We start from the raw sequence: 12106 nt of genomic DNA on the forward strand, positions 1-12106 counted from the left end.
CCGCACAGCACGCAATTCCGTACAGCTCGATCGACTGCCGCCCACGGGAGGCAGGGGGGACATGTTCATGAGTCCAGTAGTGATCGCCGTCGTCGGCGTCGTCGTCCTAGTCGTTCTCCTGGCCCTCGCCGTGATCACCCGGTACAAGGTCGCCGGCCCCAGCCAGGCCTTCATCATCACCGGGCGGCGGGGCAAGAGGTCCACCGATCCGGTGACCGGCCGCACCAGCATCGACAACAGCGGTCAGAAGGTCGTCGTCGGCGGTGGCGTCTTCGTGGTGCCGTTCGTCCAGCAGAAGTTCACCCTCGACCTCTCCAGCCGGCACATCCCCGTCGCCGTGCGCGGCGCCGTCACCCTGCGCGGGGTGAAGTCCAACCTCGAAGGCGTCGCCATCGTCAAGGTCGGCGGCAGCGAGGACGCCATCCGGGCCGCGGCCCAGCGCTTCCTCCAGCAGCAGAACGGCATCGTCGGTTTCACCCAGGAAGTGCTCTCGGGCGCCCTGCGCGCGATCGTCGGCCGGATGTCCGTGGAGGACATCATCCGGGACCGTGCCGCGTTCGCCGGGCAGGTCGCCGAAGAGGCCGAGGCGAGCCTCTCCGGCCAGGGCCTCATCCTCGACGCCTTCCAGATCCAGGACATCACCACCGAGGGCTCCTACCTCGAGGACCTCGGGCGCCCCGAGGCCGCCCGCGCCAAGCAGGAGGCCGACATCGCCGAGGCCATCGCCCGGCGGGCCTCGGAACAGGCCCGGCTGAAGGCGGCCGAGGAGATCGCCATCGCCGAGCGGACTTTCTACCTCAAGCAGGCCGAGATCAAGGCCGAGACGGAGGCCGCCGCCGCCAAGGCGAACGCCGCGGGTCCCCTCGCCGAGGCCGCCCGCCGGCAGGAGGTCCTCACGGAGCAGGAGAAGGTGGCCCAGCGCCAGGCCGCCCTGACGGACCGCGAGCTCGACACGAAGGTCCGCAAGCCCGCCGACGCCGCGCGCTACCAGGCGGAGCAGGAGGCCGAGGCCCGCCGCATCGCGCAGGTGAAGGAGGCCGAGGCGGACGCCGAGCGCTCACGCCTCACCGGTCAGGGGGAGAAGCTGCACCGCTCCGCACTCGCCGAGGCCGTACGCATCGAGGGGGAGGCCGAGGCCGCCGCCATCGCCGCGAAGGGGTCCGCCGAGGCCGAGGCCATGCGGAAGAAGGCCGACGCGTTCGCGCAGTACGGCGACGCGGCGGTGCTCCAGATGCTGGTCGAGGTGCTCCCGCACGTCGTCGCCAAGGCCTCCGAGCCGCTGAGCGCCATCGACAAGATGACGGTCATCTCGACGGACGGCGCCGGCCAACTCGCCCGCACGGTCACGGACAACGTGGCGCAGGGCATGGAACTGCTCACCTCGGCCACGGGCGTCGACATCGCCGCGCTGCTCCAGAACCTCCGGGGCACAGCACCCGCCACCCCGGAACCGGCCGTCGTGCCCCGGCCCGCGAACCGCGCGAACAACACGATCGAGGTCACCGACTGACCCCCGCTCCACCTCACCAGGGGCCGGCGGGACCTGTCCCGCCGGGCCCTGGCGCGTCACGACGGGGCGGCGACCGGACGACGGCCCGGGGCGACCGGAAGTGGGCCGGCGTGGAATCCGGGTACCGACGGGCTCACGTGCCCCGCACCCGGCCGGTCACGGCATCGGGCCCACACGCCCCCGCACCCGCCGGTACGGCACCCGGGAGGGGCCTCGTGAAGGCCGGGCAAGGTAATGAGATCCTCAAGAGATCGTCAAGTCGCGCCTCTCGGGAGGAAGCCATGGGAAGCCACCGCACATCGCTGCCGGGAGTCGGTGTCCAGTACGACTACACCACCGAGTCGGGGCAGCACATCTCCGTGGTCGTCCACCACGACGGACGACGGTTCCTCGGGTTCTACGAGAAGGACGACCCTGATTCCTGCCTGCTCTCCGTACCCCTGACCCCGGAGGAGGCGACTGGGCTCGCGCACCTCATCGACGCCGCGCCGATCGACGCCGTGCGCACGGAGGGGATCGACCTCGTCACCGAGCACATCCCGCTCGGCACCCGGTCCCCGTACGGCGGACGGCTGCTCGGAGACACCCGGGCGCGGACCCGGACGGGAGCGTCGATCGTGGCCGTCCTGCGCACGCACAGCGCGCATCCGTCGCCCGGACCGGACTTCCGGCTGGCCATCGGGGACACGCTCGTCGCCGTAGGAACACGTGAGGGCGTGGACACGCTCTCCGAGATCATCGCGGAGGGCTGACCGTGCACGACACGACCGCACTGCTGGTGGAGCTCGGCTCCGTCATCCTGGGACTCGGCATCATCGGACGCTTCGCCGGGCGGATAGGCCTCTCGCCGATCCCCCTCTACCTGCTGGCCGGACTCGCCTTCGGGGAGGGCGGCCTCCTTCCGCTCGGTGCCAGTGAGGAGTTCACCGCCATCGGGGCGGAGATCGGTGTCATCCTGCTGCTCCTCCTGCTCGGCCTCGAATACAGCGCGTCCGAACTCGTCACCAGCCTCAAGACCCAGTACCCGTCCGGCGCCGTGGACTTCGTGCTGAACGCCACACCCGGTGCCGCCGCCGGCCTGATGCTCGGGTGGGGGCCCGTGGGGGCCGTCGCGCTGGCCGGGGTCACCTGGATCTCGTCGTCCGGCGTGATAGCGAAGGTCATGACGGACATGGGACGGCTCGGCAACCGCGAGACGCCCGTCATCCTCGGCGTCCTCGTGATCGAGGACCTCGCGATGGCCGTCTACCTGCCGCTGCTCACCGCCATGCTGGCCGGGGCCGGCCTGGCGGGCGCCGGCATCGCGCTCCTGATCGCCCTCGGCACCGTCGGGTTCGTGCTGTACCTGGCGCTGCGCCACGGGCGCCTCATCAGCCGGGCGGTCTCGTCCGACAACCCGGAGATGCTCCTGCTCGTCGTCCTGGGCCTCACCGTCCTGGTCGCGGGTGTCGCGCAACAACTCCAGGTGTCCGCGGCGGTCGGCGCGTTCCTCGTGGGCATCGCCCTGTCCGGCGAGGTCGCCGAAGGGGCGCGCAAGCTGCTGACGCCGCTGCGCGACCTGTTCGCCGCCGTCTTCTTCGTGTTCTTCGGGCTGTCCACCGATCCGGCGGAGATCCCGCCCGTGCTGCTCCCCGCCGCGCTGCTGGCGGTCGTCACCGCCCTCACCAAGGTCGGCACCGGGTGGTACGCCGCACGGCGGGCCGGCATCGGGCCCCGGGGCCGGTGGCGGGCGGGCGGCACGCTCGTCGCGCGCGGTGAGTTCTCGATCGTGATCGCCGGCCTGGCCGTGGCCACGGAACCGCGGATCGGGCCGATCGCCACCGCGTACGTACTGATCCTCGTGATCATCGGGCCGCTCACGGCGCGGTGGACCGAACCGGTCGCGGCCAGGGCCCGGGCGGTCCTCGCCGGCAAGGGCAGGACCAAGGGCAGCGGCAGTGCCGGAGCCGGCGGCGGGGGCCGGGAAGAGGCCACGGGCATGGACACGGAAGGCCCGCGGAAGCCGCCCGTGGAGCACGGCGGGCCGAGGCCCTCGCACGAGGACCTCACGCCCGAACCCGCGGGCCGGGACGGGACGACGGGCTGACCCGCGGCCCCGGGCGGGCTGAACAGCGGCCCCGCCCTCCTCGTCACCTCGCGGGCCTCGGCCCGGCCCGGTCCCGGCGCGCTACAGCTCGTTCGCCGGCCAGTCCAGCAGCCGGGCACCGATCACCGCGGTCTGCAGGGTGTAGCGGTGCATCGGGTCGGACGGGTCCGACCCGGTCAGCTGATGGATGCGCTCCAGCCGGTACGTCAGCGCCCGCACGCTCAGTGACAGCCGGCGGGCCGTCTCGGCGGCCACGCAGCCCGCGTCGAAGTACACCGACAGCGTCCTGAGCAGCGGCTCGGCGCCGCCCCGCGCCTCCTTGAGCGGACCGAGTTCACTGCGCACCAGGTCGGCCATGGCCTGCCGGTCCCGGGTCAGCACCGGGTAGACCAGCAGGTCGGCGGCGTCCAGGACGGGATCGTCCAGTCCCATCCGCTGGGCGAGGTCGAGGGCGTCGAGTGCCTCGTCGTAGGAGTGGACGACTCCACCGGGTCCGGGGTGCGCGCGGCCGATCGCGACCTGGCCGCCGTCCGTCGCGGCATGGGCCTGCTTGGCGAAGTAGCGCAGGACGTCCGGCTGACTGCCCGGGGCGATGCATACGAGCCGCCCGTCCTTCGTGGTGAGGAGGATCTTGCGGCCGCTGAAGCGGGCGAGCAGGGACGCCTCCACACTGCGGGGCACGTTGTCGCTCTCGGTGTACCCCTCGGGGCCCGCGGCCACCGCGACGGCGTGGGCGCGGGACAGCCGCAGCCCGAAGCGGGTGGCGCGCTCCGCGAGGCGTCCCAGGTCGCTGCGCCCGTACAGCAGGTCGTCGATGAACTCCCGCCGCGCCGCCTCCTCGCGCCGCACGGTGAGCCGCTGGGCTCGCTCGAAGCCCTCGGCGAAGGCGTCGACCGACTGCTCCACCGCGGCCAGCACGGCCTCCACGGTGCCCGCCCCCGCCCCGATCGCGGTGCGCGGCCAGTGGGCCCGGGTCGCCGACAGATGAAGGCTCACCAGGGCACGCAGCTGGTGCCCGGCCTCCGCCGCCTCACGGCCCATGGTGCGCCGGCTCTCCAGCTCCTCCCGGGTGAGCCGGCGGCCGGTGCCGGCGACCTCGGCCAGGATGCGCGCGTGGTCCTCCACGTACTTCTCGGGTATCTCCGGCTCCGCCACCGTCACTCCTCCTGCCGACCTGCCGCGACCGCGCCGCCCCTCCCCGGGGCCCTCGGCCGGGTGCCGGTGCCCGGCAGGACGACAGCACGAAGTCTGCCGGATCCCGGCAATGCGTGGGAGCACCCCGGCTGACACCATGCGCTCAGCAGCACACGGGGGACATCACGGGGGAGCACGGGGGAAGGGGACCGGCTGCCGGGGACCGTTCGCGGTCCTGCGGCGCCGGGGCTCCGCCCGCGCCTCCCACCGCCCGCCGACCGCCCCCGGAGCCGTATCGGGAGCGCGATGGCCAGGGGGGCCGGATGACAGAACTCCTCACCGCGGCACTGGCCTTTCCGGCCGTCCTCTTCGACGCCGCCCTGGTGGTCGTCGTCTGCTTCTGGCTGCTGGTGCTGGCAGGCCTGGCCGAACGCGACTCCTTCGACAGCGACCTCGACGCGGACTCGGTCGGTTTCGCCGGGGTCCCGGTCGCCGTGTCCGTCTCGCTGGTCGTCGTCGTCTCCTGGCTCACCAGCCTGACGGGGTCGGTCCTCGTACTGCGCAGCGGCGTCACCGGCACCGTGCGCGCCGCGCTCCACGTGGCCATGCTGGTGGCCGCACTGCTGATCGCCTGGGGAGTCGTCCGCGTGCTCGTGCGCCGCTTGTGCCGGTACTTCCCGGCGGCCCCCGCCCCGTCACGCCGAGTCGCCGGGCACGACCGGGCCCACCAGGACTGACGGAGGCGGGACAAGGCATGCTGGGTTTCGTGTCCCCGCTTCCTCAGCAGTCCCAACGCCCTTACTCCGGCGGCCACATGGTCGTGTGCGGCGATGACGCACTCGCCCGGCGGCTCGCCGTGGAGCTGCGCTACGTCTACGGAGAACGGGTCACCCTTCTCCTGCCGCCCGGGCCCGACACCACCCGGCCCGAGCTGCCACTGACCCAGCGGGCCCGCGCCGCCGCCCTGTTCGGGCGCATGTCGGCGGCGATGAACCGCAACGGCGGTGCGGGCGTGCCGGGTGACGACGACACGAACGCCGGTGTGGACGCCGTGCACATCATGGAGGCGCCCGAGCCCTCCGACGACGTCCTCGACGTGGCGGGGATCGACCGGGCCGCCGCTCTCGCACTCGTCTACGACGACGACGAACGCAACATCCGCGCCGCCCTCACCGCCCGGCGGCTCAACCCCCGTCTCCGCCTGGTCATCCGGCTCTACAACCGCAAGCTCGGCCAGCACCTGGAAACCCTGCTCGACCAGGCCGCCGCCGTCGCCATGCCCGGCATCGACCCGGCCTCGCTGGACGCCTCCACCACCGTCCTGTCCGACGCCGACACCGCCGCACCGGCCCTGGCCGCCACCGCCCTGACCGGCAGCAGCAAGGTGATCCAGGCGGAGGGGCTGCTCCTGCGCGCCGCCGAACGCACCCCGCCCCGGCAGGGCGAACTCGCCGACCCGGGCCTGTGCACGCTGGCACTGCTCTCCTCCACCACCCAGAATCCGGCGGGCGCGGAGGGTTCCGACAGCAGCGGGGACGAGGGGCCCCAGCTCCTGCCCGACGAGGCGACCGTGGCCGCGGCCACCGGCCGGGGCACGGTCGTCCTGGAGGCGATCAGCCAGGCCGGGCCCGACCGCCCGCCCATCCGGATGGGCGGCCGGGGTGCGCCGCTCGGCCACATCTTCTCCCGGCGGCTGCGCTGGTCCGCGGCAGGTGTCGCGGCGGCGGTCGTGGGCCTGGCCGTCGCGTCGGTGATCACCACGGGCGACAGCCCGCCGCACGCCGCCTACCTCACCATGCTCGACCTCCTCGCCATGGGCGACCCGGCGGTCGAGGACACCGATCCGCCGTCCCGCCAGATCATCCAGCTGCTCTCCGGCACCGCCGGGCTCCTCCTGCTGCCCCTGCTCGTCGCCGCGGTCCTGGAGGCGTTCGGCTCGCTGCGGGCCGCCTCCTCCCTGCGCAGGCCGCCGCGTGGGCTCTCCGGCCACGTGGTGCTCCTGGGCCTCGGCAAGATCGGTACGAGGGTCCTCGTACGGCTCCGCGAGCTGGACATCCCGGTGGTCGTCATCGAGGAGGACCCGGAGGCGCGCGGCATTCCGCTGGCACGCCGCATGCACGTGCCCACCGTCCTCGGTGACGTCACCCAGGAGGGCGTGCTGGAAGCCGCCAAGATCCGCCGCGCCCACGCCCTGCTCGCCCTGACCAGCGGGGACCTGACGAACCTGGAGGCCGCGCTGTACGCCCGCTCGGTGAAGCCCGACCTGCGGGTGGCGCTGCGCCTGTTCGACGACGAGTTCGCCACGGCCGTCTACCGCACCCTGCGCACGGCGCACCCGCAGGCACTGACCCGTTCGCGTTCCGTCTCGCACCTGGCCGCCCCGTCGTTCGCGGGCGCCATGATGGGCCGCCAGATCCTGGGCGCGGTGCCGGTCGAGCGGAAGGTGATGCTGTTCGCCGCGCTGGAGGTGGCGGGCCATCCCCAGCTGGAGGGGCGCACCGTCGAGCAGGCGTTCCGCCCGGGGTTCTGGCGCGTCCTGGCCCTGGACGCCACGCCGCCCGCCGACCGCGTGCCGGACCTGGCCGCCGTCCCGCCGTACGACCCCTCGGGCCCCGGCGGGCCGGACCGGCCGGCGGGCCTGGTCTGGGACCTGCACCCGGGTCACGTGCTGCGGGCCGAGGACCGGGTGGTCATCGCGGCGACCCGGCGCGGTCTGGCCGAACTCCTGCGCCGACGGCACTCGTCGGCCCGCTGAGGACCTCCGGCACCGCCGGCCGGCGCACCTGTCCGGTGCGCGTCGGCCGGTGGCTTCAGCGGGGTGTGCCCATCGCGTCACGCACCTCGTCCAGCGTCGCCTCCGCGATCGCGTTCGCCCGCTCGTTGCCCGTGCGCAGCACCGACCGGACGTACGCCATGTCCTCGGCGTACTCGGCCCGGCGGGCCCGGATCGGCGCCATGCGGGTGTTCACGGCGTCCGTGACCGTCCGCTTCAGGGCGGCGGCGCCCCCGCCCCCGATCTCCTCGGCGACGGCCCGTGGGTCGCGGCCGGTGCAGAGCGCGGCCAGCAGCACGAGGCTGGAGACCTCGGGCCGCGCCCCGGGGTCGTAGGTGATGTGCCGGTCGGCGTCGGTGGTCGCGCCCCTGATGAGCCGGGCGGTCTCGTCCGCGCTCGCGCCGAGGGCGATGGAGTTGTTCCGGCTCTTGCTCATCTTGGTGCCGTCGGTCCCGAGCAGGAGCGGAGCGGCGGAGAGCAGGGCGTCGGGTTCGGGGAAGACGTCTCCGTACCGCTCGTTGAAGCGCCGGGCGACGGTGCGGGTGATCTCCAGGTGGGGCAGCTGGTCCTGGCCCACGGGCACGAGGTCGCCCTTGCAGAACAGGATGTCGGCGGCCTGGTGCACCGGGTAGGTGTACATCAGCCCGCTGACGGCGGCCTGCCGGGAGTGGGCGATCTCGTCCTTCACGGTGGGGTTGCGGCCGAGCTCGGCCACGGAGACGAGCGAGAGGAACGGCAGCATCAGCTGGTTGAGGGCGGGCACCGCGCTGTGGTTGAAGACCGTCGTGCGAGCCGGGTCGATGCCGACGGCCAGGTAGTCCAGGAGCATTCCCTCCACGTTCTCGGTGAGCCGCTCGGCGACGTCCCGGTCGGTGAGTACCTGGTAGTCGGCGACGAGGACGAAGACGTCCACACCGAGGTCCTGGAGGCGCACCCGGTTGTGGAGGGTGCCGAAGTAGTGCCCGAGGTGGAGGGCACCGGTCGGCCGGTCGCCCGTGAGGGCCCGGAAGCGGCCGGGGGCGGCGGCGAGCCGCTGCTCCAGCTCGGCGCTTCGGCGCAGGGCTGAGCTGACGGGCAGGTCGGCGGTGGCGGTCACGGGTTCTCCTCGCTGGTGGTGTGTGCGTGGAGGACGGCCCGCCGAAGGGCACCGGGGCAGCGGGAAGGGCCGTCCGTCGTCGAACGGCCCTTGTTCCGTGCAGGTGGGGGTGGCCGCTCCTAGGAGGAGCGCCACCAGGTACGGCACGGCATGGAGGTCATGCGATGAGTGTATCCCGCACGGGTCGTGGCGGCCGCTGTTTTCCGGCCCGCGGCGGCCTCGCCCCTCGGCCGCCTCCCGGCCCGGTCCCGGACGGCTCCCGCCCGGTCGTACGCGGCTGCGGGGGGCGTCCCGGACGCGTGGAATAGGGGGAGGGACCTCTCCGTTGTAGGGTGTGTCAATATAGTTCAACGTTCAACAAATAGGAGGCGGGCGCCATGCAGTTCGGGATCTTCACCGTCGGGGACGTCACCACGGACCCCACGACCGGCAGGACGCCGACCGAGAACGAGCGGATCAAGGCGACCGTCGCGATCGCGTTGAAGGCGGAGGAGGTGGGCCTCGACGTGTTCGCGACCGGTGAGCACCACAACCCGCCGTTCGTCCCGTCCTCACCGACGACCACCCTCGGTCACATCGCCGCCCGCACCGAGAAGCTGATCCTCTCCACCTCCACCACCCTGATCACCACGAACGACCCGGTGAAGATCGCCGAGGACTACGCCACCCTCCAGCACCTGGCCGACGGCCGTGTCGACCTCATGATGGGCCGCGGCAACACCGGGCCGGTGTACCCCTGGTTCGGCAAGGACATCCGGGAGGGCATCCCGCTCGCGATCGAGAACTACGCGCTGCTGCACAAGCTGTGGCGCGAGGACGTCGTCGACTGGGAGGGGAAGTTCCGCACCCCGCTGCAGTCCTTCACCGCGACCCCGCGACCGCTGGACGGCGTCCCGCCGTTCGTCTGGCACGGCTCCATCCGCTCCCCGGAGATCGCCGAGCAGGCCGCCTACTACGGTGACGGCTTCTTCCACAACAACATCTTCTGGCCCATGGAGCACACGGCCAAGATGGTCGGCCTCTACCGCCGGCGCTACGCCCACTACGGCCACGGCACGGCCGAGCAGGCCATCGTGGGCCTCGGCGGCCAGGTGTTCATGCGGAAGAACTCGCAGGACGCCGTGCGGGAGTTCCGCCCGTACTTCGACAACGCCCCCGTCTACGGCCACGGGCCCTCCCTGGAGGACTTCACCCGGGAGACCCCGCTGACCGTCGGCTCCCCGCAGGAGGTCATCGAGCGGACCCTGTCCTTCCGGGACACCGTCGGCGACTACCAGCGCCAGCTGTTCCTGATGGACCACGCGGGCCTGCCGCTGAAGACGGTCCTGGAACAGCTCGACATCCTCGGCGAGGAGGTCGTGCCCGTCCTGCGCAAGGAGTTCGCCGCCCTGCGTCCGGCCGGTGTGCCCGACGCCCCCGTCCACCCGGCGGTCACCGCCGCCCGCACCGCGGCCGACGCCCGCACGAAGGAGCTCCGATGACCGTGCCCACCACGCCCTTGAAGATCGTTGCCGTCGCGGCCGGGCTCAGCAGCCCCTCCTCCACCCGGCTGCTGGCCGACCGGCTCGCCGGGGCGGCCCGCGAACGACTGACCGCCGACCAGGACCGCCGGGTCGAGGTGCGGGTCGTCGAACTGCGCGATCTGGCCGTCGACATCGCCCACCACCTGGTCACCGGCTTCCCCCCGGCCGGCCTGAAGGCGGCGATCGACGCCGTGACCGGCGCGGACGGCCTGATCGCGGTGACGCCCGTCTTCGCCGGCTCGTACAGCGGCCTGTTCAAGTCCTTCTTCGACCTCGTCGAGCCCACCGCCCTGACCGGCAAGCCCGTCCTCGTCGCGGCGACCGGCGGCACCCCCCGCCACTCGCTGGTCCTGGAACACGCCCTGCGCCCGCTGTTCGCCTACCTCCGGGCGGTCGTCCTGCCGACCTCCGTGTACGCGGCGTCGGAGGACTGGGGCTCGTCCGGCGACGAGTACACCGAGGGGCTGCCGTCCCGGATCCGGCGCGCGGGCGGCGAGCTCGCCTCCGCCGTGACCGGACGGACCGTCTCCGGGGCGTCCCGGGAACCCACGCTCGACGACGGCGAGGACGCGCTCGTGCCCTTCGCCCAGCAGCTCGCCGAGCTGCGTACCGGCTGAGCGGGGGCCCCGGCCGCAAGGCCGGCGGTGCACCTTCTGGCTAGGCTGGCGACGAGGAGAAACATGCCGGAAGTACCCAGAACCAGGTGGAGGCGGACATGGGCAGGATCGTCGTCGGCGTCGACGGCTCGGACTCGTCGATCAAGGCGCTGCGCTGGGCCGTCCGTCAGGGTGAACTGACCGGCGACACGGTCGAGGCGGTCAACAGCTGGGAGTACCCCGCCACCGGCTGGGCGTCCATGATGCCCGGCATGCCGGAGGACTTCGATCCGCAGGCCGTGGCGACCGTCGCCCTCACGGAGGCACTGGAGGAGGCCCTGGGGGCCGAGGGCGCGGCGGCGGTCGAGAAGGTCATCGTCATCGGCAACCCGGCACTGTCCCTGCTGGAGCGCTCCAAGGGCGCGAACCTGCTGGTCGTGGGCGCCCGCGGCTACAGCGGTTTCAAGGCCACACTGCTCGGCTCGGTCAGCCTCCACGTCACCCAGCACGCCCGCTGCCCGGTGACGGTCGTCCACGACTGACGGAACCATCGGGACGGCCCGGTGACGGCGGTGAGGGCAGCGAGGTCGGTCCGGTGCGGGCGGTGAGGGCGGCCCGGTGCGAACGGCCGGGGGCGGTCCGTCCGCCGTCGGCGCACCCGGCCGCACCGGCCGGTGACCCGAACGGCCCACGGCCTGCGGCGCCCGGCCCTCCCGAGGGCTTGGCTGGGGGTGTGCGGACCTCTTTCCCAGCGGCTGTTCCGGCGGTACTGCTCGTGCTGCTCGCCCTGCTCGTCCCGGTGAGCGCCCTGTCCGCATGGGCCGACCTGGAGATCGACGACACCGACCGGTACCTCGCCGCCGTGTCACCGCTGGCCTCGGACACGGATGTGCGCGACACCGTCGCCACGCTGATCACCGACGAGGCGATGAGGAACATCGACGCCGGTCCCCTGCAGGACACCGTCGAGGAGTTCCTGCGGGAGACCGCACGCTCCTTCACGACCACCGAGGCCTTCCGGCGGGCCTGGGACACCGCCAACCGGACGGCGCACGAAGCCGTGACGAAGGCCCTGCACGGGGAGGGCGGCCAGGCGGTCACCATCGACCTGGAGCCCGTGATCCGGGCGGTCAGGCAGGAACTGGTCGACAGCGGGGTGCCGTTCGCCGACCGGATCCCCGTGCGGCAGACCTCGATCACCGTCCTGTCCGCCGACCGGGCCGACGACCTGCGGACCTCGTTCCGCCTGCTCCGGTACTGCAGCGTCTGGCCGGCCGTCGGCACGGTGGTGCTGCTCGTCCTGGTCCTCGGTCTCGCGGTGGTGCGGGGCGGGCTACGAGCAGGACTCGCCGCCGCCGCCGTGGTGGGCGCGGGGCTGGCCCTCGGCG

Annotated in this window: 10 protein-coding genes and 1 pseudogene; 9 read left to right on the plus strand and 2 right to left on the minus strand. The window is 73.0% G+C overall.

Going from position 1 to position 12106, the window contains the following annotated elements; translation table 11 throughout:
- Window positions 1-67: 67 nt before the first annotated feature.
- The 3 genes from ABZ371_RS02050 (at window position 68) to ABZ371_RS02060 (ending at window position 3596) form a co-directional block, all read left to right on the plus strand.
- The gene (locus ABZ371_RS02050; RefSeq protein WP_358672650.1) at window positions 68-1510 is read left to right on the plus strand and encodes an SPFH domain-containing protein; all 1443 of its coding nucleotides are present in this window, start codon (window positions 68-70) and stop codon (window positions 1508-1510) included.
- Between the two features lie 281 nt (window positions 1511-1791).
- Window positions 1792-2262, plus strand: coding sequence for a TrkA C-terminal domain-containing protein (locus tag ABZ371_RS02055; RefSeq protein WP_358672651.1), 471 nt, complete (start codon window positions 1792-1794; stop codon window positions 2260-2262).
- A 2-nt stretch (window positions 2263-2264) separates the two neighbouring features.
- Window positions 2265-3596, plus strand: a complete 1332-nt coding sequence (locus tag ABZ371_RS02060; RefSeq protein ID WP_358672652.1) for a cation:proton antiporter — start codon at window positions 2265-2267, stop codon at window positions 3594-3596.
- An 81-nt stretch (window positions 3597-3677) separates the two neighbouring features.
- Here ABZ371_RS02060 and ABZ371_RS02065 read toward each other — a convergent pair whose 3' ends face one another.
- On the minus strand, window positions 3678-4751 hold the full coding sequence (locus ABZ371_RS02065) for a helix-turn-helix domain-containing protein (RefSeq protein WP_358672653.1): 1074 nt from the start codon (window positions 4749-4751) through the stop codon (window positions 3678-3680).
- 302 nt (window positions 4752-5053) lie between these two features.
- Between ABZ371_RS02065 and ABZ371_RS02070 the strand changes: the two are divergent.
- Together ABZ371_RS02070 and ABZ371_RS02075 are read left to right on the plus strand one after the other, a co-directional pair.
- Window positions 5054-5434 (plus strand): annotated as a pseudogene (locus ABZ371_RS02070) (hypothetical protein); the annotation flags it as partial.
- 50 nt (window positions 5435-5484) lie between these two features.
- The gene (locus ABZ371_RS02075) at window positions 5485-7485 is read left to right on the plus strand and encodes an NAD-binding protein (RefSeq protein WP_358672654.1); all 2001 of its coding nucleotides are present in this window, start codon (window positions 5485-5487) and stop codon (window positions 7483-7485) included.
- A gap of 55 nt (window positions 7486-7540) precedes the next feature.
- Here ABZ371_RS02075 and trpS read toward each other — a convergent pair whose 3' ends face one another.
- Window positions 7541-8599, minus strand: coding sequence for a tryptophan--tRNA ligase (trpS, locus tag ABZ371_RS02080; protein ID WP_358672655.1), 1059 nt, complete (start codon window positions 8597-8599; stop codon window positions 7541-7543).
- Window positions 8600-8976: 377 nt separating this feature from the next.
- On the opposite strand from trpS, the gene ABZ371_RS02085 reads away from it, so the two are divergent.
- From ABZ371_RS02085 to ABZ371_RS02100, 4 genes are all read left to right on the plus strand, one after another.
- Window positions 8977-10080 carry an LLM class flavin-dependent oxidoreductase gene (locus tag ABZ371_RS02085; RefSeq protein ID WP_358672656.1) on the plus strand — a complete coding sequence of 368 codons (1104 nt, stop codon included), beginning with the start codon at window positions 8977-8979 and terminating at the stop codon, window positions 10078-10080.
- Entirely contained in the window at window positions 10077-10739 is a 663-nt protein-coding gene (locus tag ABZ371_RS02090) for an FMN reductase (protein ID WP_358672657.1), read from the plus strand. The genes ABZ371_RS02085 and ABZ371_RS02090 overlap by 4 nt, the downstream gene beginning before the upstream one ends.
- A gap of 98 nt (window positions 10740-10837) precedes the next feature.
- Window positions 10838-11260, plus strand: coding sequence for a universal stress protein (locus tag ABZ371_RS02095; RefSeq protein ID WP_358672658.1), 423 nt, complete (start codon window positions 10838-10840; stop codon window positions 11258-11260).
- A gap of 191 nt (window positions 11261-11451) precedes the next feature.
- The coding region (locus ABZ371_RS02100) for a hypothetical protein (RefSeq protein WP_358672659.1) at window positions 11452-12106 on the plus strand (655 nt) is incomplete at its 3' end.

It is taken from the genome of Streptomyces sp. NPDC005899 (genome assembly GCF_040629645.1).
In the GTDB taxonomy this organism is placed as follows: domain Bacteria; phylum Actinomycetota; class Actinomycetes; order Streptomycetales; family Streptomycetaceae; genus Streptomyces.

Excerpts from the sequence above, each read along its gene's own strand:
- ABZ371_RS02095 (WP_358672658.1), top strand. The coding sequence starts at position 10,838 with ATGGGCAGGATCGTCGTCGGCGTCGACGGCTCGGACTCGTCGATCAAG.
- ABZ371_RS02075 (WP_358672654.1), top strand. The coding sequence starts at position 5,485 with ATGCTGGGTTTCGTGTCCCCGCTTCCTCAGCAGTCCCAACGCCCTTAC.
- ABZ371_RS02085 (WP_358672656.1), top strand. The coding sequence starts at position 8,977 with ATGCAGTTCGGGATCTTCACCGTCGGGGACGTCACCACGGACCCCACG.
- ABZ371_RS02090 (WP_358672657.1), top strand. The coding sequence starts at position 10,077 with ATGACCGTGCCCACCACGCCCTTGAAGATCGTTGCCGTCGCGGCCGGG.
- ABZ371_RS02050 (WP_358672650.1), top strand. The coding sequence starts at position 68 with ATGAGTCCAGTAGTGATCGCCGTCGTCGGCGTCGTCGTCCTAGTCGTT.
- ABZ371_RS02055 (WP_358672651.1), top strand. The coding sequence starts at position 1,792 with ATGGGAAGCCACCGCACATCGCTGCCGGGAGTCGGTGTCCAGTACGAC.